Here is a 24,745-nt window from a genome sequence, read left to right on the forward strand (position 1 = left end):
GCGCCTGAGCCTCGAAACCCTCGTCAGAAGCCGACGGAGGTGATGAGAGCCTCGAGGTGGAGGTCGAAGAACGCGCCCGGGTCCGTGAACGTGTCCGGGCCGTACTGGTCGAAGATCTCGAACGAGACGGCTCCGACCAAGGCCGACCACAGACCGAGGCCGCGGGCGAGCGACGCCGCGGGGGCCGTGAGGCCGTACTCCTGGGCGATCGCGTCCATGTCACGCCGCACGGAGCGCGGGACGGGACCTGCAGGCGGCGTCACGGACCCCGTCTGGTGCGCCTCCTCGAGCAGGGCCATCAGCACGGCGGGGACGCGGGTGCCAGGCTCGACGGTGCGGTCAGCCGGGGCGGCGTAGCCGGGCACCGGCGTGCCGAACAGGAGGGCGAAGCGGGACGGCTCCCGCAGCGACCAGGCGCGGAACGCCTGGCACGCCACCAGCGCACGGGCGCGGGGCGAGCGCCGGGACGCAGCCGCGACGGCGTCCTCCACCGCGGCGCCCACCTCGTCGTAGGCGTCGACGATCAACAGGGTCAAGAGCTCGTCGCGGTCCTTGACGTAGCGGTAGATCGCCGACGACACGATGCCCAGCTCGCGCGCGACGGCGCGCAGCGACAGCTCGGCCGCAGTGACGGTCGCGAGCTGCTCTCGCCCGAGCCGCACGATGTCGTCCATCGTCTGGCGACGAGCGCGCTGGCGTGGGGTCTCCATCCCGACACGGTAGACGTGCGAGACCCTGCGTGCCAAATGTGAGCACTGCTCTTGCTTTCTCGACCGGAGCCGTGCACACTTCGAGGGAGAGCACTGCTCACACTTACCAGGAGAAGCCATGAAGCACCTCGTCATCGGGGCCGGTCAGATCGGCCCGCACGTCGCCCGCCAGCTCGCCGACGCCGGCGAGACCGTCACCGTCGCCACGCGGTCGGGTCGCGGACCCGCCGGGCTCACGAACGTCTCGCTCGACGCCACCGACGGCGCCGCCCTGCGCGCAGCACTCGCGGACGTCGACGTCCTGTACCTGTGCCTCCACGCCTCCGCCTACCGCGACGACGCGTGGAGGCGCGAGCTGCCGCCGCTCGAGCGCACCGTCCTCGAGGCCGCGGCCGCGACCGGCACGACCGTCGTCTTCCCCGAGAGCCTGTACGCGTTCGACGCCTCCGCACCGATCAGCGCGACCACCCGGATCGCACCCCGCAGCCCGCTCGGGCAGGTGCGCGAGCTGTTGCTCGAACAGCGTGCCGCGTCACCGGCCACGACCGTCAGCGTGGTCGCCGGCGACTTCATCGGCCCCGGCGTCGGGCAGTCCCACGTGGGCCCGCGGATGTGGGAGCCCGTGCTTGCCGGGAAGACCGTGCGCCCCATCGGCGACGTCGACGCGGTCCACTCCTGGACCTACCTGCCCGACCTCGCCGCCACGATGATCGCCGCTGGCGCCCGACCGAGCGAGCCGATCGTGATCGCCCCCGCGATCCACGCCACGCAGCGCGAGATCGTCGCGGCGTACGCGGTCGCCGGAGGGGTCGACGTTCCCCGCATCAGCCCGGTGCCCCTGGGCCTGCTGCGCCTGGTCGGCACGGTTCACCGCGAGACCCGCACGATCGCGCAGACCGGCTACCTGTTCACCGAGCCCGTCCGGATGGACTTCACGGTCACCCGCACCGCCCTCGGCATCGACGCGACCCCGCTCGACGTCGTCGCCAAGGCCACCATCACCCCCTGACCCCCGCGCGGTTTCCCACGAGACCGCTCGAATCCCGCGTCGAGCGCATGAAGTTTCGTGCGCTCGACGCGGGATTCCGACGGTCTCGTGGGAAACCGCAGAAGGTTAGACGAGGCGGCGGGCGATGCCTCGGGGCGCGTGCTTGAGCACCTGGCCCAGCGGGAGCCACGGCCAGGTGGGCACGGCCGCGTCGTCGACCTCCTTCTCGATGGCCTTGACCATCGAGCGCACACCCGTGGCGGTGTCGACCATGAGCCGCTGCTCCTGCTCGACCTGCTCGTTCATCTCCGAGGCGATGTAGCCCGGGTAGATCGTCGACACCGCGATGTCGTGGCCCTTGCGGTTGACCAGGTCCATGCGGATGCCCTCGGCCACGTGCGCGACGGCGGCCTTGGTGGCGGCGTACGAGGTCATCGAGCCGGGCATGCCCCGCAGCGCCGAGACGCTCGAGATCAGCACCAGGTGACCGGCCTTGCGCTCGTAGAAGTGCTCCATCGCCGCCTCGCACTGGGCGAGCGCCGCGATGAAGTTCGTCTCGGCGGTCTGCTTGTTGGCCTCGAACTTGCCCGTGCCGATGCGGCCACCCTTGCCCAGGCCGGCGTTGACGATGACACGGTCGAGGCCGCCGAGCTCGGTGATGGCCTCCGCGAAGACGGTGAACACCTGCTCGTGGTCGGTCACGTCGAGCGCGTGCACCGAGACGCGCACGTCCGGATGGGCGGCGAGGATCTCCTCGCGCAGCGACTCGAGCCGGTCGGTGCGGCGGGCGGTGATCGCCAGGTCGTGGCCCTTCGCGGCGAACTGCCGTGCCATCTCGGCGCCCAGACCGGAGCTCGCCCCGGTGATCAGGATGGTGCGGCGCACGTCAGACCTTCCCGCTCGTCCGGGCTGCCAGCTTCGCTGCTGCCTTGAACATCATCCGATCGTAGACGGGCCGGGCGACGCGCTTGGCGTGATACGCCATGACCGCGTCGCGGTCCGGGAGGATCAGGTAGGCGCCCCGGCGCACCTGCTTCAGCACCTCACGAGCGACGCCGTCGGCCGTGCGGCCCGAGTTGTTGATGAGCTTCGACGCCGCGCGCAGCGCCGCCTCGTCCTTGCCGCGCATCGAGTCGCCCAGGTTGGTCTTGAAGAAGGTCGGGCAGACGACGCTGACCTTGACGTCGAACGGGTTGAGCTCGTGGCGCAGCGTCTCGCTCAGGGCCACGACCGCGGCCTTGACCGCGTTGTACTCGCTCATCGCCGGCGCGTGCACCAGGCCGGCGGCCGAGGCGGTGTTGACGATGTGGCCCGAGCCCTGCTCCTTGAACAGCGGCACGAATGTCTTGCAGCCGCGCACGACGCCGAGCACGTTGATGTCGATGATCCACTGCCACTGGTCGATCTCGGAGAGCTCGATCCGGCCGCCGGCGGCGACACCGGCGTTGTTGAAGAGCACGTCGAGGCCCTCGAAGTTCTCGACGACCCAGGTGTGGGCGCGGTCCCAGTGGGCGTCCTGCGTGACGTCGAGCTGGAGGTAGGTCACGTCGGCGAGGTCCGCGAGCTCGGCCGGGGCCTCGGCGTGGACGTCGGTGGCGAGCACGCGGCAGCCGGCGTCGGCGAGCTGCTGGGCGAAGGCGAGGCCGAGGCCGGAGGAGGCGCCGGTCACGAGCACGCGAGTGCCCTGGGTCAAGGTCGTCATGTTTCAGATACTACCGGTATCTGAGTTCGCTGGCACGTGACGCTGTCCACAGGTCGCACGCTGACTCTTGCCGTCCACAGCTCGTTCAGGTGTCCTGGTGGGAGGGCCGCGCAACGCGTTGGCTCGTGGCCATGTCGACGAAGGAGACCTACCATGACGGCCATGCCCACCGAGGCCTCACCGGGACTCCCGCGCGGTCGGTCGCTCACGCGCGACGACCTGGACGCGATGCCCGATGACGGCCACCGCTACGAGCTCATCGACGGGATCCTCATCGTGAGCCCGGCACCGCGCCGCGTGCACCAGCGGGCATCCTTCCGACTCAGCGTGCTGATCGACGCCACACTCCCGAGCGACCTCGAGCTGCTGCCCGCGCCCTTCGATGTCGCGCTCACCGACGACACGGTGATGCAGCCCGACCTCGTCGTGGCCCGCGTCATCGACTTCACCGAGCGTGACCTGCCCGTCGCACCGCTGCTGGCGGTCGAGGTGCTGTCGCCGTCGACCCGCGGCATCGACCTGTTGCTCAAGAAGGAGCGGCTGGAGCGGGCCGGGTGCGCGCACTACTGGGTCGTCGACCCCGATGCTCCGTCGATCACGGCGTGGGCGCTGGAGAAGGGCAGCTACCGCGAGATCACGCGGGCGTCGGGGGACGAGGTGCTCGAGGTCGACGAGCCGGTCGCGTTCACCGCGGTGCCGGCCGACCTCGTGAGGACTAGCGGAAGCTGACGCCGTCCCGCGGCACGTGGGTGTGCTCGTTGAACGTCAGCAGGCGGGTGCCGCCGCGGCCGACCATCAGCGTCGTGACGGAGGCGTTCACCACGACCCGGTTCAGCGTGATGAACAGCGACGCGTCGCCCGTGAGCAGGTGCGAGGCGACCAGGGCGATCGGTCCGCCCGAGGTGAAGACCGCGACCTGCTGACCCGGTCCACCGTTCTCGACCGCCACGTCGAGCGCACCGAGCACGCGGCCCTGGAACTCCGCGAACGACTGCCCCGCTGCCGACCCGGTGCCGGCCACCCACGCCTCGAGCGAGGCGTCGAGCTGACGCTGGAACTCCTTCGGGTCGCTCGGGCGGTCGGACGCCGACGACGCGCCCGTCAGCGCGAGGTGGTCGTACTCGTTCCAGCCGGCGTCGACGTCGTAGAGGTCGCCGTCGATCGCGTCGATGACCCCGACCGCGGTCTGCGCGTGGCGCTTGAGCGAGCCCGCGACCGACCAGGTCGGCTCGAAGCCCGACGACTCCCACGACTGGCCGAGCCAGGACGCCTGCCGGTACCCGAGCTCGGAGAGCTGGTCGTAGTCGTCGGACTCCCACGAGGCCTGCCCGTGCCGGATCAGATGAATGGCTCCCACGGCCCGAGGCTATCGGGGGGCGTCGCGGAGTGAACCGGCCAGGGTTTCGAGGCTCGGGCGCTGGGCGCCCTCGCACCTCAACCACCGGTGGTTGAGGTGCGAACGCCGCCTGCGGCGTGAGCCTCGAAACCTTCGCGCGGTCAGGTCTTGCGGGAGTAGGCGCGCATCGTGAGCGGGCCGAAGATCGCGACGAGGACGCCGGAGATGATCAGCACCTGCAGGATCGAGCCGCCGTGCGGGTCGCCGACCATGAGGCTGCGCACCGCGTCGACCAGGATCGAGACCGGGTTGTGCTCGACCACGGGCTGGAGCCAGTCGGGCATCGTGTCGATCGGCACGAACACGTTCGACAGGAACGTGAGCGGGAACAGCACCATCATCGAGACGCCCATGACCGACTCGGGGCTGCGCAGCTTCATGCCGAGCAGGGTCCAGATCCAGCTGACGCTGAAGCAGAACAGCAGCAGCAGCGCGACCGCCGCGACGACGCCCATGACGCCGCCGGGCGGGCGGTAGCCGATCAGCATCGTGACCACGAGGATCACGACCGACGCCATCGTGTACCGGAGCGTGTCGCCGAGCAGGGCACCGACCATGAGCGACGGACGCCAGACGGGCAGCGACCGGATGCGGTCGAAGACGCCCTTCTTGATGTCGTTGTTGATCGTCATGGCCGTGTACATCGTGATCATGACGACGGTCTGCACGAGGATGCCGGGCGCGAGGTACTCGAGGTACTGGCCCGTGGAGCCCGCGATCGCGCCGCCGAAGATGTAGGTGAACATCAACGTGAACAGGATCGGGAACATCGTCACGTCGAAGAGCTGCTCGGGGACGTGCTTGATCTTGAGCAGCGCGCGGTGCGTGAAGATCAGCGACGACGTGAGCGGGCCGACCGGGTCGGGTCGGTCGGCGCTGCCCACCGCCTCGCGGACCTTGGCGTCCATCGTGGCGGTGCTGCTGGCGGTGCCGGGCGTCGTGGTCATGCCGTCACCTCCCCCTTCTCGTGAGGCAGAGCGGCGGTCTCGACGTCGGCCACGTGCTCGCCGGTGAGGGCGAGGAAGACCTCGTCGAGGCTCGGCTGGCCGAGCGAGAACTCGCTGATGTCGACACCGTGCTCGCGGACGCGCACCAGCGCGGCCGGGACGTCGCCCGGACTGCCGACGTTCAGGCTGAGCGCGTACGGGTCCTTCTCGAGGACCGGCTCGCCGCCGAGCGTCTCGGCGAGCAGCGAGGCCGCGCGTTCGCGGTCGGCCGGATCGGCGACCCGGACCCGCAGGGCGCCCGTGCCGACCGAGGCCTTGAGCTCGCCCGTGGTGCCCTCGGCGATCACCCGGCCGCGGTCGATGACCGCGATGCGGTCGGCGAGCTGGTCGGCCTCGTCGAGGTACTGGGTCGTGAGCAGGACCGTGGTGCCCGCGCCGACCAGGGCCCGGACGATGTCCCAGACCTGGTTGCGGCTGCGGGGGTCGAGCCCCGTGGTGGGCTCGTCGAGGAACATGAGGTCGGGGCGGACCACGATGCTGCCGGCGATGTCGATGCGGCGCCGCATGCCGCCGGAGTAGCTCTTGACCTGCTTCGTGCCGGCCTCGGTGAGGTCGAAGGCGTCGAGCAGCTGGTCGGCACGGTCGCGCGCGGCGCCGCCGCGGTAGCCGTAGAGCTTGGCCAGCATCACGAGGTTCTCGAGCCCCGTGAGGTCCTCGTCGAGCGAGGCGAACTGCCCCGTCATGGCGACCCGGGACCGCACGGCCGCCGCCTCCGTGACGACGTCGTGGCCGAGCACCCGGGCGGAACCCCCGTCGGGCTTGAGCAGCGTGGCGAGCATGCGGATCGTCGTGGTCTTGCCGGCGCCGTTGGGTCCCAGCACGCCGTAGACACCACCGGACGCCACCTGGAGGTCGACACCGTCGACCGCGCGGTGCTCACCGAACACCTTGACCAGGCCGGTGGTTTCGATCGCGAGATCACTCATGCCTGCAGAGTTTCACAGGGTTGGGACGAAATCCCACCCCTGACAGCGGATTTCGCAAGAACGGTCGGGTCATCACGCCCCCCGACTCGGTCACTCGGAGTTCGACTTCCGAGTAGCAACGGGCGTCCCTACGGTGGGCGCAGGAGGAGTCTTCATGAGCGATGCAGGTCTGCGGTTCCCCACCGAGAGCACGACGTCCACCGCACGCGACGTCCTGGCCGACGCGCTGCGCAAGGCCGACCCCGTCGGCGCGCGGGCGGTCGAGCAGGAGACGAACTGGCGCCGTCACTACCTGGCGCACTACCTGCGTGCGGTCGAGGCCGGCATCGGCGACGCCGCCGCAGCGCGTCGGATCGCTCACGACGGCCTGCAGTCGGCGCAGGAGCAGATGCGGTTCGGCGACGGTCCGCTGACGGCCGCGATCGACTCCGCCCCCCTCGCCCAGATGCTCAAGACCACGACGGTCCAGGGCGAGGGCGAGCCCGAGACGGAGCTGTCGGTCCCGTACCGCGGTGAGCGCCTGCGCGGCGCGGCGCTCGAGACGCAGCTCGACGAGTGGCGCGACCGCGGCATCATCACCGCGTCGTGCGTCGAGGCCGTCCGCAACGTCATGGCGAACCCGGAGTGGCTGCGGCTCGAGGGCGACACCGTCGTGGTCCTGGGTGCGGGCGCCGAGATGGGCCCGCTGCGGGCCCTGCAGCGCTGGGGCGCCGAGACCGTCGCGGTCGACCTGCCCCGCGAGGACCTGCAGGACCGTCTCGTCGAGCAGGCCCGCGAGGGCGCCGGCCGCACGCACCTGCCCGCTCGCATCGTCACGAAGTCCTCGGCCGACACCGGCGCCGACCTCCTGGTCGACCTGCCGGCGATCGCGGAGTGGCTCGACCACCTGCCGGGCCGGCTCGTGCTCGGCACGTACTGCTACGCCGACGGCGCGAAGCACGTGCTGGTCTCGATGGCCGCCGACGCCCTCGCCGACCACCTGCTGAAGGAGCGGCCCGACACCGGGCTGTCGTTCCTCGCGACCCCGACCGACGTCTACGTCGTGACCGAGGAGGAGATCCGCCAGGCCGAGGCGAAGTACCGGCGCCGATCGGTCACGTCCGCGGCCCGCACGCCGTTGCGCGTGGTCAGCGGTGGCCGTCTGCTGCAGCGCCACTACGCGCCGGGGGCCGAGATCGGGACGTGCGACGCGCTCGTGCCGCAGCAGGGCCCGAACTACGCGCTCGCCAAGCGGCTCCAGCGCTGGCGGGCTACCGACGCGATCGCGGCGGGTGCGCGCGTCTCGCTCAACGTCGCTCCCGCCACCCGGACGCGGTCGGTCGTCAAGAACAAGGCGCTCGCCGCCGCGTACGCGGGAGCCCACCGGTTCGGGGTCGAGGTCTTCGATCCCGCGACGTCGAACGTCCTGATGGCCGCGCTCCTGGTGCACGACCTGCGCGCCGACCTCCCCGCTTCCGACGAGCCGTGGCAGGACGAGCACCGCGGCGCGGCGCACGGCGGACTCTGGACCGCGGCGTACCACCCGCGCAGCGCCCTCGGCCTCGCCGCGGTGCTGGGCGTCGGCGCCCTGCGGAGCTAGGTCGGGGCGGGCGAGCCCCCTTCGAGGCTCCTCGTTCCTCGTCACACCTCAGGGGGCGGAACAGGTGACCGCACCTCAGGGGGCGGTCACGGTCCGCGCCCTGAGGTGCGAGGAACGAGCCTCGAAGGGCACACCCGCACCGCTGGTTCGCGCCGATACGCTGCGGGCGTGACCGCCGATCCCCCCGCCCAGCGCCCGCAGGCGATCGCGGTCGGAGACAGCGTCACGCTGCTCGCCGGTGCCGTGGTCGATCCTGCCGTGGCGGAGCTGACCTGGGCCGAGCGCGTGGCCGCGGATGCCGGCTGGGACCTCCGGACGTTCGCCGTCTCCGGTGCCCGCACCGCGGAGATCGTCGAGCTGGTACCGACCGAGGGGCGCTTCGACGTCGCGCTCGCGTGCGCCGGGACCAACGACTGCATCAGCCCGAAGACGTGGGACCCGGCCCGGTTCAGGTCGCACGTCGAGGATCTCGCGGGCCGGCTCGCGGTCCGGGCCGACCAGGTGGTGCTGCTCGGCCTGGCCCCCAACCTCCTGCGACTCCCGGTGCCCCTCGCCTACGGGTTCGGACGGGCTCGCCGCGTGCGGACCGCGAACGCGATCATCGCGGCGGTCGCCGACCTGCGGGGAGCGGTGTTCGTGCCGGCACCCCGCCTGCGCACCCCGGTCGAGCTCTACGGCGACCGCATCCACCCCACGACCGTCGGCAGCGCACGCCTCGCGGGCGTGGTCGCCGAGCGGCTCGGCGTGCCCCACGCGCCCGTCACGGCGCGCCCCAGCGCGGAGTTCCTGCGCGCCTCGCGCCGCAAGCTCCTGCACGACGCGATCGTGCGCCCCCCGCGCGGCGTCATGTCGAGCCTGCTCGGCCTGGTCGCACGACGCCGCGCCCGCGTCAGTCGATCTCGGGGTTGAACATGTCGTCGTACCGGTAGAGGAACGCCGAGATCTGCTCCCTCAGCACCGGCTGCGACGGACGGAACGACAGCGTGCCGTTGCCGTTGTCGTAGCCCTTCGTGATGCCGACCGAGTACGCCCAGTAGATCTCCTTGTAGAACGTGTGCGTGACCGGGACGTCGGTGAACGGTGAGACCGACGGCGCCACGAGCACCGGGCCGGTGTGGAAGCGGTAGAGGAACGCCGCCATCTGCTCGCGCAGCACCGGGTCGCTCGGGTGGAACGACACCGTGCCGTTGCCGTTGGCGTAGCCCTTCGTGATCCCCTCGGCGGCCATCCACTGGATGTGCTGCTTGAAGCGGTGGTTGTCCGCGACGTCGGTGAACCCGCTCGGCCCGGGGAACTGGTCGCCGTCGTTGCCCCACTGGTAGCGGTAGAGGAAGGCGGCCGCCTGCTCGCGCAGGACGGGGGCGCTCGGGCTGAAGTAGCGCGAGCCGTCGGGCGCCACGTAGCCCGTCGAGATGCCCTGGTAGAGCATCCAGTTGATCTCGGTGGAGAACGTGTGCGAGTACGGCACGTCGGTGAACGGCGGGCCGTCCGGCGCGATGATCTCGGCCGAGCTGGGGCCGGCGACGACCGAGCTCAGCATGCCGACGGCGAGCAGCAGGGCCGCGAGCCGGCGGACAGTGCGACGTGGTGCGGTGCGGTGGTTCATGGCAGGTCCTCGTTTCACGGAGCCGGGTCGGCCAGCATCACGCTAAGACCGATCCGCCGCAGCGTCCCGGGTTTACGACCCGGGACGGAAGGTCGAGGGAAAACCCGCTTCGGAGGGCTCCGGGGGGACCACTCGGCGGGGTCCGGAATGACTACGGATTTGCCCGGTGGCGCCGACGCTGAGGACAGATACTGACGCTCGGGCTCCTTCGGGTCGCCCACCTGCGGAACCCCCGATCCGCGGGTCCCTCTCAGCAAGGAGCTGTCATGTCAGCCTGGTCCGTCCGCCGACGTCTTGCAGGAGCAGTGATCGCGGGTCTCGCGCTCACCCTCGCCCCTGCGGTCACCACCGCCGCCTCCGCCGCCGACGCGCCCGCGGCTCCGTCCAACGTGCGCGTCGACCTTTCGACACCGCCCGCGGTCGGCACGCTCAAGATCACCTGGGACGCCTCTCCGTCTCCGGACGTGTCGGAGTACCTGATCATGGCGATCGGCGAGAACGGCATCGGCAAGCCGATCGGCTTCACGCCGGTCAGCAACCGCACGTTCACGATCACGAACGTGAACCCCGGAGAGTCGCTCGACATCTCGGTGTCCGCCGTGCGCTCCGAGCAGATCTCCGGCGCGGCCACCCTGCGCGCGACGGCGATCGACGACAACGCCCCGGCCTACCCGTTCACCGACACCGGAGCGAACACGTTCCGCTACCAGATCGCGTGGCTCAGCTCGAAGGGAATCACGACCGGTTACCTCGGCCCGAACAGCACGCGCTTCTTCTCGCCGTCGCAGCCGGTCCTGCGCGAGCAGATGGCGGCGTTCCTCTACCGCTTCGCGCAGAGCCAGGAGTCGTTCGACTACACGGCGCCGGCCACCTCGCCGTTCATCGACGTGCCCACGACGGCGACGTTCTACAAGGAGATCACCTGGCTCAACAGCCGCGGCATCACGACCGGCTACGACGAGCCGGGCGGAAAGAAGAGCTTCCGCGGCAACCAGCCGGTCCTGCGCGAGCAGACCGCCGCGTTCCTCTACCGCTACGACGGGGCCGAGTTCGCCCCCGAGGGCCAGTCGTTCCTCGACGTTCCGCCGACGGCCACGTTCTACCGCCAGATCGAGTGGCTCGCGTCGCAGGGAATCACGACGGGATACGCCGAGGGCAACAGCGTGGTGTTCCGCGGCGGTCAGGCCGTCCTGCGTGAGCAGATGGCCGCGTTCCTCTACCGCTACGAGAACGGGTTCTTCGGCGACAACACGGTCATCATCGAGGGGTGACGGGGACGGGTCCCCGTCACCTCACGCGGTGACGGGGACCCGTCGCTCCGCGGCCGAGCGGGCCTCGAGCTCCTCGGTCTCGATGTCGACCCGGCGGCGCGCGGCTGGAATCAGCAGCCCCGCGAGCCCGGCGACCAGCATGACGACCGCCAGCATCGCGAAGCCCGTCAGGTAGCCGGACTCCTCGGGGAAGCCGGTCGAGCCGGCGTGGCTCGTGACGATGGTCGACATGACGGCGGTCCCGATGGAACCACCGATCGTGCGAATGTTGGCGTTCATGCCGCTGGCGGCGCCGCTCTGGTGGGCCGGGACCGCGGCGAGGATCAGCGGGGCCAGGCTTGAGAACACGAAGCCGATGCCGAAGCCGACGACGCCGTTGATCACGAGGATCTGCCAGTGCTGGTCGTGCGCGAACACCATGGCGCCGAGGCCCGCCGATCCGACGATGCCGCCCACGACCACGACGGCCTTGGCACCCACGCGCTGGGTGATCGGTGCGGCCGCGATGCCGCAGATGAACGAAGCGATCGCGTTGGGCAGGATCAGGTAGCCGGACTCGGCGGTGCTGGCTCCGAAGCCGTACCCTGCGGACTCCGGAGTCTGCAGGAACTGCGGCAGGAAGCCGAACATCGCATACATGCAGAAGCCGACGAGCAGGGCCACGAGGTTGGCGGTCCACACACCCTTGAGCCGCATCATGCGCATGTCGATGAGCGGGACCGTCTCGTGGTTCTCGACCCAGACCCAGACGACCAGCAGGATCGCCGCGGCGGTGATGAGGCCGAGGATCTCTGGCGAGGTCCAGCCCCACTTGGGTGCCTGGCTCAGACCGAGCAGCAGAGCGACGAGCCAGCTGGCCATCAGCACGGCGGGCAGCATCGGCACGCGTCCGGGGGTGCGCACGGGTGACTCGGGCACGAACAGCCAGGCGGCGATCGCGGCCGCGACGGTCACGATGAAGGGGATCCAGAACAGCCAGCGGAACCCGAGGCCCTCGGCGATGGGTCCGGCGATGACGATCCCGGCACCGAAGCCGACGGCCATCAGCGACGAGACGAACCCGGCAGCACCGGCGACGCGGTGCGACGGGAGCTCGTCGCGGATGATGCCGAACGCGATCGGCAGCACGCCGCCGCCGACGCCGGTGAGGACGCGACCGGCGATGAGGATGCCGATCGTGGGGGCGAGTGCGGCGGTGAGGGAGCCGAGCGACAGGAACACCATCGAGATCACGAGCATGCGGTGCTTGCCGTAGGTGTCGCCGAGGCGGCCGATGATCGGGGTGAACACTGAGGCCGACAGCAGGTAGGCCGTGAGCACCCACGTGACCGTGGCCTGGTCGGTCTTGAACTCGGTCTCGATCGTCGAGAGGACCGGGACGGTCATCGACTGCATCAGCGCGAACGAGGCGACGGCGACCGACAGGATCCCGAACGTGAGCTGGTACGGGGTGCGGTTCGCGGTCTTCACGGTGCGGGGCGCCTGTCTGTCGTGGGCTCGGACTCGGTCTTCAACAAGAAGTCTCTGACCGCAACTATCATTCCCGGCCCGGGTGTGGGCTCGCTCACTCGGGCCGGTGGAGGTGCGAGGAGCCCGCGACAACCGCCACCCCGCCGGCTGAGGTGCGAGGAGCCTGCGACGAGCCTCGAAGCCTCCGACCGTCACTTCACGCGGAGCACGACGCCCAGACCGATGCACCACATGACGAACGCGACGATGTCGCCCTGATGCACCCCGTGCTGGTTCTCGACGATCGTGAAGACGACCGAGCCGCTGATGCGCGAACTTCCTGCCACGGCGTAAACGAGCAGGACGGTCAGCACGACCACCAGCACGCCCCGCAGGATCCACACTCGCATCCGCGAGACGCTATGCCATCCAGGAGTCACGAGCGAACGCAAACGCACGAACGTCGCGCAGGTCACGCACGGCTGGAGCGAGACGTCACCTCCGTGACACCTTCGCTGCCTAGCCTGAAAGGCATGAGGAAGACCTGGCGGCGACTGCGCTGCCACCTGAAGTACAAGGGCGCCTGCCCGCACCGCGAGCTGCACTACAGCTGAGCGGGGCGAAGGGAGGGAGACGTGACGACGAGGAGAACGTCGTCACGATCGGGGAGGACGTGCCGGGTTCGAGCACGCCCTGATCCAGGCCGTCGCGCGGGTCAGCTCAGCTCTCCGCCGACGCGCCCTCGTGGGGGCGGTCACACGTTTCCGATTCTCGCCTCGAGAACGCGAGAGATCCATAGGATTGACGTGTGCCCCAGTACCGGATCAAGCGCGACGACGACGTCCTTGCGCAAGGCGCGTCCCGCAACCTGCTCGAGGCGACGCGTCGAGCAATGGAAATCAAGGCCGAAGAGTCTGCTCTCGCCGACGATTACGTGATCGAAGAGCTCAAGTCAGGCGCGTGGCAGCGTCGCGTCACGGTTCATCGCGCGGCCGGCGCCAGGTAGCTGACGCGTCCTGTCAGGTTGCCGCTGCCCCAACCCCGGACACGCTCAGGCGACGGGTCCAGGCCGATCAGACGTGCTGACCGTCAGCGGATCGTGAGCTGGCGGTTCGCCAGTCCGTTGCGAGCGTTGCGCTGCTCGCCGGTCAGCGGCGTCTCGTCGGCGAGTGCCTCGTCGAGGCGTGCCTTCAGAGCGAGGACGGGCTCCTCGAGCTCGGCTCCCTCGCCCTCGGTCTCCCACACCGGCACCAGCAGCCCGTGGGCACGGAACATGCCGATCAGACGGACGTCGTCGCCGAGGTCGTCACCGCCACCCACGTGCAGTCGGGCGAAGGCGTCGAGCAGCGTGCCCTCGTCGTGGGGCTGCACCCAGCGCAGGAAGCGACGCTCCCCCATCTGGGTCCAGTAGGCGGCCTCGACCCCGTCGAGCTTGACGGTCGGGGCGATGCTCGCGTTGGTCTGCTCGAGCAGGGCTCGGGCGTCGTCACCGGCGTCGACGTCGTCGAGCCAGAAGTCGAAGCCGTCGTGGACCGTGACCTCGAAGGGCGCCGCGGTGTCGAGGAGGTCCTGGAGGCGCGGGCCGACGCCCGGGTCGGTCACCGGCACCGGCTGACCCGCCTCGAGCTCGAGGGCCGTCTCGATGATGCCCGCGTAGTCGCGGCTGATGTCGCCGTGGTTGTGCTGGACCTGCAGGCCGAGCCAGATCTGGCCGTCGGGTCGGACGAGGCCGGCGCCGTTGCCGGGCAGGAGCGAACACACGAGGATCTCGCGGCCGCCGTCGGCCAGCTTCACCGTGCCCGTGGCGGACGGCACGAACTCCCGCAGCGCCACGAGGTCGAGCTCGCCGGCCAGCCCCTCGAAGGTGCGGGCGACGTACGGCATGCGGACCTTCTTCTCGCCCTTGCGGCGCGAACTCTTACCCATGGTCCGAGCCTAGGGGGCGAAGGAGCCCTCGGTGCGATAGGGCGGGTCGGCGGTCGACGTCACACGTGAACGCCTGACGAACCACGGCCTCAGCGGAGCCGGTGAAGGCTAGTGTCTGTCCCATGAAGATCGCGGTCGTCGGCACCGGCTACGTGGGCCTCTCCAACGCCGTCATCCTGGCCCAGCACCACGAGGTCGTGGCGGTCGACATCGACGCGGCGAAGGTCGACCAGATCAACCGCCGTGAGTCGCCCATCGAGGACGTCGAGCTCGAGCAGTACCTCGTCGAGAAGCCGCTCGACCTCACCGCCACGTTGGACGCCGAGGCCGCGTACGCCGGCGCCGACTTCGTGGTCGTCGCGACGCCCACCGACTACGACACGAAGACCAACTACTTCAACACGCGGTCGGTCGAGGGTGTCGTGCGCGCCGTGGCCGCGGCGAATCCCGCCGCCGTCGTCGTCATCAAATCGACCGTTCCCGTTGGCTTCACCGCGCGGCTGCGCGAGGAGCACCCGGGCCTGACGATCATCTTCTCGCCGGAGTTCCTCCGCGAGGGTCGGGCGCTCTACGACAACCTGCACCCATCGCGCATCGTCGTCGGCTCGGAGACGGCCGAGGGCAAGACTTTCGCCGCGCTGCTGCAGGAGGGCGCGGTCGCCCAGGACATCCCCGTGCTGATCACCGGGTCGACCGAGGCCGAGGCGATCAAGCTGTTCGCCAACACCTACCTCGCCCTGCGGGTGGCCTACTTCAACGAGCTCGACACCTACGCCGCGGTGCACGGTCTCGACTCCCGTCAGATCATCGAAGGCGTAGGTCTCGACCCGCGCATCGGCAGCCACTACAACAACCCGTCGTTCGGCTACGGCGGCTACTGCCTCCCGAAGGACACCCGCCAGCTCCAGGCGAACTACGCGAACGTTCCGCAGAACCTCATCAGCGCGATCGTCGAGGCCAACACGACCCGCAAGGACTTCGTCGCCGAGGACATCCTGCGCCGTAAGCCCCGGACGGTCGGGATCTACCGCCTCGTGATGAAGGCCGGCTCCGACAACTTCCGGATGTCGAGCATCCAGGGCGTCATGAAGCGGCTGAAGGCCAAGGGAGTCGAGGTGCTCGTGTTCGAGCCACTGCTCCCCGACGAGCCGTTCTTCAACTCCGAGGTGCTGCGCGACCTCGACGAGTTCAAGCGCCGCAGCGACGTGATCGTCGTGAATCGCCGTACCGACGAGCTGGCTGACGTGACCGAGAAGGTCTACACCCGGGATCTGTTCGGATCGGACTGAGCGTGAGCATCCGGGTCGTCGACGAGGCGAGCTGGCGTGCGCTGGCCGAGACCCTGGCGCTCGACGGCGTGCTGGCCGACCACTGTGCCGTCGTCGACGCACGAGGCCGTCCAAGCTCGAACGGCCGCGACGCCGACCTCATGGAGGCCTTCGCGCGCACGTTCCTGCTGTTCGCCATCTCCGAGAGTGGTGCCGGCGCGGAACCCCAGGGACGCCGTGCGGAGGCGTGGGACAAGGTCGTCGCGACCCTGGACGAGGTCTTCGACCCCACGACCACCCGAACGTGGCCACGCCCCGAGGACAACCGCCAAGCGGCGGTCGAGGCCGCGGCCCTCGCGCTCGGCGTCCTCATGCTCGGGGAGCGTCTCACGTCGCAGCTCTCCGACTCGGCGCTGGCAGGACTGCTCTCGTGGACCTCCGCCTGCTCGGAGGTGGCCGCCGTCACCGCCAACAACTGGCGCCTGTTCGCGCTGCCCATCGCCGGCCTCCACCTGCGGCTCGGCGAGCGGCCGAGGCTCTGGCGAGTTCGGATCGACGAGGGCCTGGACGTGGTCGACAGCTGGTACGCCGGCGGTGGTTGGTACAGCGACGGCCAGGGCCGCACGTTCGACTACTACACCTCGTTCGCCTACCACTTCTATCCCCTGGTCACGGCTCACCTGCTGGGCGAGGACCCGTGGCGCGAGACGCAGGTGGACCGCCTGCTGGAGTTCCTCCCCGCGTTGCGCACGCTCGTCTCGGAGTCTGGAGCGCCGCTGCGTCACGGAAGGTCGCTCACGTATCGCGCCGCCACCGTCGCTCCGTACTCCGTGGCCCTGCTGACCGGCCATGCACCGTCGTGGGTGCAGGCACACCTCGACCTCACGATGAACCACTTCCTCGAGTCGGGCATGGTGTCGCCCAACGGGCTCGTCGAGCTCGGTGCCGCCGGCGCCGACGACGCCACGGCGCAGCCCTACTCCGGAGCTCTCGCGTCGTACTGGGTGTCCAAGGCGTTCGTGCACCTCCTCCCCTCGCGCGCCACACCCACCACCTCGCGGTCCGCGACACTCGCGATCGAGCCCGCAAACGTCTCCGTCCTCACGACTCCCGGGTTCCTCGTGGAACGCTCACCGGACCTCGTGCGCATCGCGAACCACGGCAGCTACGACCGTGTCGAGGTCGACGCCCGGCGAAGGTCGGGCAGCGCCGACTACACCCACCTCGAGTACTCGTCGGTGACCTCGCCAGCGCGGTCGCCAGAGGCCCACGCCGGATCCGTCACGGTGCAGGTGGGCCGCCGGCACTACGAACGCTCCAAACCGCTCGCGGTCGAACCGGAGGGCGAGGTCGGCGTGATCGCCTCCACCTGGCTGCTCCGGCCGATCCCGCACACGGACCGCCCGCCAGGACGAGTCGGCCGACAGCTTCGACGCGAGCGCGTCCAGCGCTACCTGGACCGTGCCCGACCACTCCTCACCACGACGACGAGCGCCGACGACGGCGCGATGAGGCACGAGCTTACGGTCTCGCGGACCCTCGGGCGGCCCTTCCGCCTGGCCTTCGCCGGACTCGCCGTGGATGCACCCGGGAGCCACGTCGAGCTCGACTCCGGGGCCGTCACCGTGCGCGGTGTCTCGTGGTCCAGCCGGATCGAGACGCGCACGAGGTTCACGCGCCTGTCGGTCGCGACCGGGCTGGGACCGACCCCTGCCGGAGGTGGAGCTGCATCCCCCTTCGCGCGCTCCCCCTGGCGGTTCTCCGGGAGCGCCACGCTCGCGACCCGGTTCGGACCGACCGTGACGGACGGGAGCCATCCCGAGAGCCCGACCCACGACGACCTGACGGCTCCCCTCGTCGCCGTCGCGACCTACCGGCGACCTGAGGGGCTCCGGTCGCTCCTGGGCTCGCTCCGGGACCAGCTCGCTGGAGGGGCTCGGGTCGTGGTCGTCGACAACGACCGAGAACCGACAGCTCGGGACCTGGTGGACGGCCTGCGCCAAGAGTGGGGAGCCGACGGCTGGCGTCTTCAGTACCTGCACGAGCCCCGACCCGGCATCGCCGCCGCGCGCAACGCGGCGCTCGAGCACCTGGCCTCGTCCGATCACGACGGCATCGTGTTCGTCGACGACGACGAGGTGGCGCGGCCCGACTGGCTGGCCGCGCTGACCCACCACGCCGGCTCGTCCAGGGCCGACGTGGTGGCGGGTTTCGTGCGCTCCACGTTCCCCCTCGACACGCCTCGATGGATTCTGGAGGCCGGCTTCATCCAGCAGAAGCCCATCACGACCGGTGATCGCGCTGTCACCGCGGCGACGAACACGACGCTGCTGCGACGCTCGACCTGGGAGGCGCAGGACCGGCCCCGCTTCGATCCCGCCTTCTCCGAGAGCGGCGGGTCGGACACCGCGTTCTTCCTCGCCCTGCACCGCGCGGGTGCCGTCATCGAGCACTGCGCCGAGGCTGTCGTGGAGGAACCGGTGGAACCCGGCAGGCTCACCCTCCGATGGCTGGCGCGTCGCGGGTTCCGCATCGGGTCCGGCAAGTCGCGGACCCTGTACCTCGGCCGCTCGAGATCGCGTCGACTGCTGCTCGGCCTGCACCAGACTGCCTCCGGCCTGCGGCGACTGGCCGGCGACGTGCCCGCCGGCCGAGGTCTGCGCGCGACGACGTTCAACACCATCACCGGCGGCATCGGTGTGGTCGCCGAGGTCCTGCACCTACGCCTGCACGAGTACCGGCGACGCTAGCCACGCGAGTCGTTCACCGAGCTGCCGTGTCGCTCCGCTCGTACTCCTCGAACGGTCGAAGCCCCGCGGCTGCCTTCCAGTAGCCGAGTGCTCGTGAGATCTCCAGGCGTCCGAGCTCGCGATGGCGCGGGACCACGAGCCCGAGGACCGCGTACCTGAACGTCGACTTGGCACCGTGATAGACGGCCCGAACCATCTGCCGGCGAGGCGTGGACTCGTGGGCCAGCAGCCGCAGCCGGACCTCGAGCTGCCCGTTGCGCAGGGCCCTCTGGCGCAACGCGTGCGGGGTCGCGCGATCGGCTGGCACGAGCTCGGTGACCGCGCTGTCCGGGGCCCACGCCACGAAGCCGCCTTGCGCGCGAAGCCGCCGGAACAGCTCCACGTCCTCACCGCCGGTGCCGTTGAACGTGGGGTCGAACCTCAGGCCCGACGGCCCCTCGAACCAGTGCGCCAGCACCAGCGTGTTGTTCGTGGCCACGGTGCCCTCGTACGGACCGTGGGCGTGGCGGAGTGTCGCGAACCGGCGCGCGACCGCGGGGGTGCGGGGCGTGCCCGGGGGGAGCACGTAGTCGACCGGTCCCGTGACCACGTCCGCCGAGAACTTCTCCTGGGCCTCGACCAGGTTCGTCAGCCATTCCGCCGGCACGATCTCGTCGTCGTCGACGAAGGCGACGGCCCACGGGTCCGCGGCCAGCGCCACCTCGATCGACCGGTTGCGGGCAGGCACGATCCCGGGCGCTTCCTCGTGCACCACCGTGACGCCGTCCCGATCGTCGGGAACCGTCGGGCGCACGCCGTTGTCGACGACCACGACGCGGAGTCGGTAACGGTCGGGGACGCGGACGGACGCGAGGCTGTCGAGCAGGGCTCGGAGCTCGTTGAGCCGCGGCAAGGCCGAGACGAGGACGACGACCAGGCGATCGGGCACGTCGCTCATGGCGCGGACGCCGAACGCCGGATCACGCGGGAACCGGGGTCCGACGGTACATCCGCTTGAGCATCGACTGGATCTCCCTGACGCGGCGCCGGGCGACCAGCCAGATGACACCGGCGTAGAGCGCCACCCCGAGAAGGACTGCCGGGATCACGAAGGTCAGCACGCTGAGAGGGGCGTCGGCCCACGGGCTGGCCGTGACGGCGAACCCGAACCCAGCGAGCACGAGCACCGCCACCGTCGGCGCGAGGAACTGCGCGAGATAGACCCGGATGTCGATGTTCGCCGTCCGTCGAATGACGTAGAGGCGCACGGGCCAGAAGGCGAACTGACGGAACGAGCGACCTGCGGCGACCGCGAGGATGCCCCACGGGAGCGTGACGGCCAGGATCACCAGGCCCAGGAGAAGCGTCACCACCGCCAGACCGAGCGTCGCGGCGGGCCGACCACGGGCGATCATCACGTTCTTGTCGAAGTAGGTGGCTGTACCCAGCATGAACATCGGCGCCAGGAGGGCCGCGATCAGCACCGTGTCGTGCCATCCGGGACCAAAGACCAGTCGCGTCAACGGATCACCGAACCCGACGAGAACGCCGTACAACGCGAATCCGAGGGTGGTGCTGACGAAGGTCAGCGCGAAGAAGAACCGCTGGAACCGCTGGTGATCGTCCTGGACGCGGGACAGCGCCGACAACGACACCTTGTCGAGCACGGCCGAGGCCACCTCGAGCACCAGCGTGAGCAGTCGCTGCGCCATGAAGTAGTAGCCCAGCACCGTCGGGTCGAAGTACGCGCCCACCACGAACTTGTCGATGTTGAAGTTGATCGAACCCACCAGCTCGGTCGCCACGACGAGCACGCTGAAGCCGAGCATGCCGCGAAGCGCTCGCCGCGAGAAGACCAGGCGCGGCCACCAACGGCCAGCGATCCAGAGCACGACGACCGCGACACCGGCGGTCACGACCGGCTGCAGCACCAGCGCCCACACCCCGCCACCGAGGACCGCCACCGTGACGGCAACCGACGAGCCGACGACGACGCCGCTCAGCTGTCGCACGGCCAGTGGGCGGAAGCGGAGGTCGCGTTCGAGAAGCGCGGCGGGCACGCTCGCGAGACCCGCCAACGGCAGCACGAGCCCCGCGATCGGAAGGATCGAGGCCAGCATCGGCTCGTCGTAGATCAGGAGGAACAGCGGGATGCTCGCGCACAGCAGTCCGTACAGCAGAAGCGAGACGGCGAGGCCGGACCAGAACGCCGTGTGGATCTCACGATCGTCCAGCTCGCGCCGCTGGACCAGGACCTGCGCCAACCCGTACTGGACGAAGATCTGCAGAATCGTCGACACCGAGACGCAGATGGCCATGAGACCGAAGTCCTCGGGCGCGAGCAGACGCGCCAGGATGCCGAACACCACCAGGCTGAGGAGGCGGGAGGCCCACTTCTCGAGCGCCACCCACGCGGCACCGGAGACGGCGCGCCGACCCACGTCCTGGTTCGACGAGGCAGTCATGGTGCCCCCGTCCGCATGGTGAAGTGCGGTCCGCCCGCACGCCCCGATTCTAAGCGGCTCAGACGATGTCGACCGACGATCGTCAGATCCGACCTCGACGTCACACCGTCGTGACCTCGATCTGCCACTGTGATGCGAGACCGTCCTTCCTGACTCTCGTTCGATATCGAGAATGGGCTGGAAGCGCCAATAGAAGAACAGGATGTCCATGAGGCACACGCTCGGAATCATCAAGCGCCGACTGAGGCGCGTCGTGACCGTCGCCGAGGCCTGGGCGATGCCCCTCCTCATCCGCGCTCTGGCCCGGGGCGTCCGACGGCACCGGTCCCCCGCGTCGACGACCACGGTCGTGGTCACACCGCATGTCTCCGGCAACAACGGCGACGTCGCCCTCATCGAAGCCTTCGTCGAGAACGCGCCCCGGCCTCTGCTCGTCGTGACCCGCGAGGTGACCGAGCTGCCGCCGTCATCCGATCCAGACGTCGAGGTGATCGCGGTGCCGCACCTGATCTACGGCAACACCCTCGCCCGCTGGAGGGCGCTCCGCGTGTTCGTCCGCCGCCTCCGAGGGGCTCGGAGCGTGTCGCTCATCGGTGCCGACGTCATGGATGGCCACTACAACCTGTCGGCCGCCGTGCGTCGTGCGGAGCTGGTTCGCCTGGGTGCCGCATCGGGGATACCGAGCCGCGTCCTCGGCTTCAGCTGGAACGGCACGCCCGAACCCCTGGCAGCTCGCGCACTCACGTCAGCAGCCCGGGCTGGCGCGCGCCTCATGGCGCGCGAGCCGGTCAGCCTCGACCGGCTCACCGCTCTCCACCTCGATGTCGAGCTGGTCACGGACCTCGTGCTGGCAGCATCCGCGACCGACGCCGACGCAGCGCAGGACCTCCTCGACGGACTCGGCATCACGGGTCCGTACGCCATCGTCAACGCGAGCGGGCTCGTGGGACGGCTCACGACCCAGGCCGAGGCCTACGTCGAGGCGATCGCCACGCTGCGGGCTCACGGACTCGAGGTCGTCCTGCTTCCTCACGTGATCCGCAAGTCCGGCGATGACCTGGCGCAGCTCACGGGGATCAAGCAGCGCATCAGCGAGGACATCGTCCTGGTCACCGAGGTACCTCCGCCGGCGGTGGTTCGTTCGCTGTGCGGCGGAGCAGACCTAGTCGTCAGCGGCCGGATGCACGTCGGGGTGATGAGCCTCTGGGCCGGCACGCCAGCGATCATCCTGTCGACGCAGGGCAAGGTCGAAGGGCTCACACGAGTGTTCGGAGTACCCGACCTGATGGTGTCCCTCGATCACGACCTCCGAGTCGAGCTGCCTCGGAAGGTCAGCGAGGCCCTGGCCAGCCGCGACGACCTCGCACGGCGAATCGCCGACCACCAGACGACGGCCCGACAGCTGGCTCATCGCAACTTCGACGGGCTCTGATCAGAGCGCCACGCTTCGGTACACCGCCGCGTACTGCTCGCCGGACTCCTCCCACGACCTAGCCGAGAAGCGCGGAGCCTCACCCGCCAGCACTGCCGGGGCTTGATCCAGGGCCTCCTCGAGGACCGCGGCATCGACCTCGCCGTCGAAGAAGCTCACCCAGCCCGGACCGACCTCGTCGGCGATCCACTCCGTGACCTCGTTGCGCGGCACCAGCACCGGACGCCCCAGGGACAACGCGAGGATCAGCATCCCCGAGTTGTGCATCCGGTGGTACGGGAGGACGACCAGCTCCGACGCCCCCATCTCCTGCGCCAGCAGCTCGTCCGCAACGAAGGAGAGGGTCAGGTCGACCCGCGGGTCGGCCGCCGCGGCCGACTGCAGGACGTCGGCGAACTCGGCATTGAGCGGCTTGCCCACCACGTGGACCGACAGAGGTTCACGCGTCATGCCGGTGACAACCGCCAGCAGGTCCTCGACTCCCTTGTATGGGCGCAGGAGACCGCAGGAGATCAGGCGTCCCGGGACGGGCATCACCTCCGCCGTCGGGAACCGGCCGACGTAGTGACTGTGGGGGATGACCACCGCGTCCACGCCGTCCGGGAGCGCCGTGAACGGGTTGAGCGCCACGTAGGTGCGCACACGCCGGTCGAGCAGGGCCAGCACGGTTCGCTCCAACCGACTGCCTGGCTCGTGCGGCGTCTCGTTGTGCACGGTGCGGACCACCGGGGTGCGCAGCACCGAGAGCCGGACTACCAGCGTCAGCAGCAGGGCTGCCTTGACCACCCTGCGCGGCGCGCTGCCCGCCCGGACCAGCAGCTCGGGCCAGTGGACGTGGAACACGTCGTACCGGCCGATCAGAGCCGTGCGCCAGCTGAAGAAGAGCTGCTCGACGTCGTCAGGCGAGCCGTCGCGCATCTGGGTCGAGAACCGCGTCGTCCCATCAGGGGCTTCCAAGCTCTGGAGGACCCGCAGTCGGCGCATCCCACCACCGTAGTCGCGCGACGGGCGAGGCCGGTCCCATTCGCTCGCCAGCACGCAATGATGCGGCTCACAGGCCATGCCATCGTGGCCGACTCCAGGACCGCCTATTCTTCAGGCAACTGGACCGAGTACCGACGTTCGACGAGGAGACCCGTGCCGCGCAGGGAGCCCGTGACATTCGTGTCCGCGACAGGACCCGAGAAGAATCTCGGCGACGCGGTGATCCGCCGCCAGGTCGTCCGATGGGCCGCCGCTGGCGGCGGCCCCCTCGTCGCGTACGTCGGCGTCTCGTCACGCGACTGGGAGCGAAGTCTCGGCCTCGACGACCGTTTCACCGTGCTCCGGAGCAAGTCGTCGATTGGGCGCTGGATCTGGCTCGTGTCCACCTCGCCACGGCGATCGCGGCTGTTCTTCGAGCCCGGCGAGGTGCCGCTCGGTGCAGGCAACGTCAAGCGCGAGCTGGTCTTCCTGCTCCTGACGATCCTCCTGCGACTTCGCGGTGGCGAGGTCGTGCGGCCTCCTCGCGCCATCCGAGTCTCCAGCCGCTCGCCCCTGGCGGTACATCGGCTCGCTTGCCGCCTCTCGACGATCGTCCTGTGGCGCGAGGCACGCTCGCGAGAGGCGGCCGGCGTCGGTGAGGTCGTGCCCGACATCGGCTTCGCCGAAGATGTTCGACCGGGGCGCCCAGCGCCGGATCGCGACACGCTCGTCATCAGCATGCGCGGTGACCGCCCCGCACCTTCCGCATCCTGGTTGGCCCACGTGAAGGAGCTGGTCGCCACCACCGGGCTCCGGGCGCTCGTCGTCTCCCAGGTCACCGACGACATCGATCGTGGATCCGAGATCGCCGCGGCCCTCGAGGCCGAACAGCAGGCGTGGGAGCCGGGAGACCTGGTGGCTCACGAAGAGCTGCTGCGCGCGACCTACGACCGTTCGGCGCTCGTGGTGTCGGACCGCTTGCACGTGCTGATCCTCGCCTCGCTCAGTGGTGCGGTCCCCATTGAGCTGGTCGACACGCCCGCCTGGAAGGTCGCAGCCAACTTCGACACCATCGGCTTCGCGCGAGTGTCGTTCGCGAGCGACGGCTCATCGGCGACCTCCCGCGCGCTCCTCGACCAGGTCGGGCGTGGCGACGAGCTTGTCGACCGCGTCGCGGCGGCCCACGCGACCCTCGCCCACCGGTGGCCGGAGCTTGACGTCCCGAGCCCGCGTGAGATCGGCGGCTCGTGAAGCTCGTCCTGGTCGCGCACACGGCCGATGGCACCACGTTCAAGGTCGGAAGCCATCACTACGCGCGCGAGCTGGCA

The 24,745-nt window shown here is 69.9% G+C and carries 23 protein-coding genes; 10 read left to right on the plus strand and 13 right to left on the minus strand.

Features of this window, described 5'->3' with window-relative positions:
* Positions 1-23 precede the first annotated feature (23 nt).
* On the minus strand, positions 24-710 hold the full coding sequence (locus ABD127_RS13280; RefSeq protein ID WP_344202366.1) for a TetR/AcrR family transcriptional regulator: 687 nt from the start codon (positions 708-710) through the stop codon (positions 24-26).
* A 118-nt stretch (positions 711-828) separates the two neighbouring features.
* On the opposite strand from ABD127_RS13280, the gene ABD127_RS13285 reads away from it, so the two are divergent.
* Positions 829-1,719 carry an NAD-dependent epimerase/dehydratase family protein gene (locus tag ABD127_RS13285; RefSeq protein ID WP_344202368.1) on the plus strand — a complete coding sequence of 297 codons (891 nt, stop codon included), beginning with the start codon at positions 829-831 and terminating at the stop codon, positions 1,717-1,719.
* Between the two features lie 105 nt (positions 1,720-1,824).
* On the opposite strand, the gene ABD127_RS13290 is transcribed toward ABD127_RS13285, so the two are convergent.
* Positions 1,825-2,583 (minus strand): SDR family oxidoreductase, encoded by a 759-nt coding sequence (locus tag ABD127_RS13290; protein ID WP_344202370.1) that lies wholly within the window; start codon positions 2,581-2,583, stop codon positions 1,825-1,827.
* Position 2,584: 1 nt separating this feature from the next.
* The gene (locus ABD127_RS13295) at positions 2,585-3,400 is read right to left on the minus strand and encodes an SDR family NAD(P)-dependent oxidoreductase (protein ID WP_344202372.1); all 816 of its coding nucleotides are present in this window, start codon (positions 3,398-3,400) and stop codon (positions 2,585-2,587) included.
* Positions 3,401-3,553: 153 nt separating this feature from the next.
* Between ABD127_RS13295 and ABD127_RS13300 the strand changes: the two genes are divergently transcribed.
* Complete coding sequence (locus tag ABD127_RS13300; RefSeq protein ID WP_344202373.1) at positions 3,554-4,129, plus strand: Uma2 family endonuclease; 576 nt, start codon at positions 3,554-3,556, stop codon at positions 4,127-4,129.
* Here ABD127_RS13300 and ABD127_RS13305 read toward each other — a convergent pair.
* From ABD127_RS13305 to ABD127_RS13315, 3 genes are all read right to left on the minus strand, one after another.
* Positions 4,116-4,757, minus strand: coding sequence for a histidine phosphatase family protein (locus ABD127_RS13305; protein ID WP_344202375.1), 642 nt, complete (start codon positions 4,755-4,757; stop codon positions 4,116-4,118). The genes ABD127_RS13300 and ABD127_RS13305 overlap by 14 nt on opposite strands.
* 140 nt (positions 4,758-4,897) lie before the next feature.
* Entirely contained in the window at positions 4,898-5,743 is an 846-nt protein-coding gene (locus ABD127_RS13310; RefSeq protein WP_344202377.1) for an ABC transporter permease, read from the minus strand.
* The gene (locus ABD127_RS13315; RefSeq protein ID WP_344202378.1) at positions 5,740-6,729 is read right to left on the minus strand and encodes an ATP-binding cassette domain-containing protein; all 990 of its coding nucleotides are present in this window, start codon (positions 6,727-6,729) and stop codon (positions 5,740-5,742) included. Before ABD127_RS13315 ends, ABD127_RS13310 begins: the two co-directional genes overlap by 4 nt.
* A gap of 154 nt (positions 6,730-6,883) precedes the next feature.
* Between ABD127_RS13315 and ABD127_RS13320 the strand changes: the two genes are divergently transcribed.
* Together ABD127_RS13320 and ABD127_RS13325 are read left to right on the plus strand one after the other, a co-directional pair.
* Positions 6,884-8,308, plus strand: a complete 1,425-nt coding sequence (locus ABD127_RS13320; RefSeq protein ID WP_344202379.1) for a hypothetical protein — start codon at positions 6,884-6,886, stop codon at positions 8,306-8,308.
* A gap of 168 nt (positions 8,309-8,476) precedes the next feature.
* The gene (locus tag ABD127_RS13325) at positions 8,477-9,217 is read left to right on the plus strand and encodes an SGNH/GDSL hydrolase family protein (protein WP_344202380.1); all 741 of its coding nucleotides are present in this window, start codon (positions 8,477-8,479) and stop codon (positions 9,215-9,217) included.
* On the opposite strand, the gene ABD127_RS13330 is transcribed toward ABD127_RS13325, so the two are convergent.
* The gene (locus ABD127_RS13330) at positions 9,198-9,914 is read right to left on the minus strand and encodes an S-layer homology domain-containing protein (RefSeq protein WP_344202382.1); all 717 of its coding nucleotides are present in this window, start codon (positions 9,912-9,914) and stop codon (positions 9,198-9,200) included. The genes ABD127_RS13325 and ABD127_RS13330 overlap by 20 nt on opposite strands.
* A 266-nt stretch (positions 9,915-10,180) precedes the next feature.
* Between ABD127_RS13330 and ABD127_RS13335 the strand changes: the two genes are divergently transcribed.
* Entirely contained in the window at positions 10,181-11,185 is a 1,005-nt protein-coding gene (locus ABD127_RS13335; protein WP_344202384.1) for an S-layer homology domain-containing protein, read from the plus strand.
* Positions 11,186-11,206: 21 nt separating this feature from the next.
* On the opposite strand, the gene ABD127_RS13340 is transcribed toward ABD127_RS13335, so the two are convergent.
* Positions 11,207-12,655, minus strand: a complete 1,449-nt coding sequence (locus ABD127_RS13340; RefSeq protein WP_344202386.1) for an MFS transporter — start codon at positions 12,653-12,655, stop codon at positions 11,207-11,209.
* 191 nt (positions 12,656-12,846) lie between these two features.
* Positions 12,847-13,044, minus strand: a complete 198-nt coding sequence (locus tag ABD127_RS13345) for a hypothetical protein (protein ID WP_344202388.1) — start codon at positions 13,042-13,044, stop codon at positions 12,847-12,849.
* Between the two features lie 398 nt (positions 13,045-13,442).
* On the opposite strand from ABD127_RS13345, the gene ABD127_RS13350 reads away from it, so the two are divergent.
* The gene (locus ABD127_RS13350) at positions 13,443-13,640 is read left to right on the plus strand and encodes a hypothetical protein (protein WP_344202390.1); all 198 of its coding nucleotides are present in this window, start codon (positions 13,443-13,445) and stop codon (positions 13,638-13,640) included.
* An 83-nt stretch (positions 13,641-13,723) separates the two neighbouring features.
* Here ABD127_RS13350 and ABD127_RS13355 read toward each other — a convergent pair whose 3' ends face one another.
* The gene (locus ABD127_RS13355; RefSeq protein WP_344202392.1) at positions 13,724-14,560 is read right to left on the minus strand and encodes a DUF5926 family protein; all 837 of its coding nucleotides are present in this window, start codon (positions 14,558-14,560) and stop codon (positions 13,724-13,726) included.
* Positions 14,561-14,682: 122 nt separating this feature from the next.
* On the opposite strand from ABD127_RS13355, the gene ABD127_RS13360 reads away from it, so the two are divergent.
* Both ABD127_RS13360 and ABD127_RS13365 read left to right on the plus strand, forming a co-directional pair.
* Positions 14,683-15,849 carry a nucleotide sugar dehydrogenase gene (locus ABD127_RS13360; protein ID WP_344202394.1) on the plus strand — a complete coding sequence of 389 codons (1,167 nt, stop codon included), beginning with the start codon at positions 14,683-14,685 and terminating at the stop codon, positions 15,847-15,849.
* A 2-nt stretch (positions 15,850-15,851) separates the two neighbouring features.
* Entirely contained in the window at positions 15,852-18,578 is a 2,727-nt protein-coding gene (locus ABD127_RS13365; protein ID WP_344202396.1) for a DUF2264 domain-containing protein, read from the plus strand.
* A gap of 13 nt (positions 18,579-18,591) precedes the next feature.
* Here ABD127_RS13365 and ABD127_RS13370 read toward each other — a convergent pair whose 3' ends face one another.
* Both ABD127_RS13370 and ABD127_RS13375 read right to left on the minus strand, forming a co-directional pair.
* On the minus strand, positions 18,592-19,515 hold the full coding sequence (locus ABD127_RS13370; RefSeq protein WP_344202398.1) for a glycosyltransferase family 2 protein: 924 nt from the start codon (positions 19,513-19,515) through the stop codon (positions 18,592-18,594).
* A gap of 22 nt (positions 19,516-19,537) precedes the next feature.
* The gene (locus ABD127_RS13375) at positions 19,538-21,232 is read right to left on the minus strand and encodes a lipopolysaccharide biosynthesis protein (protein WP_344202399.1); all 1,695 of its coding nucleotides are present in this window, start codon (positions 21,230-21,232) and stop codon (positions 19,538-19,540) included.
* Here ABD127_RS13375 and ABD127_RS13380 point away from each other — a divergent pair.
* Positions 21,231-22,454, plus strand: a complete 1,224-nt coding sequence (locus tag ABD127_RS13380; protein WP_344202401.1) for a polysaccharide pyruvyl transferase family protein — start codon at positions 21,231-21,233, stop codon at positions 22,452-22,454. The genes ABD127_RS13375 and ABD127_RS13380 overlap by 2 nt on opposite strands.
* Here ABD127_RS13380 and ABD127_RS13385 read toward each other — a convergent pair whose 3' ends face one another.
* The gene (locus tag ABD127_RS13385) at positions 22,455-23,297 is read right to left on the minus strand and encodes a glycosyltransferase (protein ID WP_344202403.1); all 843 of its coding nucleotides are present in this window, start codon (positions 23,295-23,297) and stop codon (positions 22,455-22,457) included.
* Between ABD127_RS13385 and ABD127_RS13390 the strand changes: the two genes are divergently transcribed.
* Positions 23,283-24,668: a polysaccharide pyruvyl transferase family protein gene (locus ABD127_RS13390; RefSeq protein ID WP_344202405.1), complete on the plus strand. Its 1,386-nt coding sequence runs from the start codon at positions 23,283-23,285 to the stop codon at positions 24,666-24,668. The two genes, ABD127_RS13385 and ABD127_RS13390, sit on opposite strands and share 15 nt — an antisense overlap.
* The last annotated feature ends 77 nt before the right edge of the window (positions 24,669-24,745 follow it).

It is taken from the genome of Aeromicrobium alkaliterrae, assembly GCF_039529015.1.
GTDB classification, from domain to species: domain Bacteria; phylum Actinomycetota; class Actinomycetes; order Propionibacteriales; family Nocardioidaceae; genus Aeromicrobium; species Aeromicrobium alkaliterrae.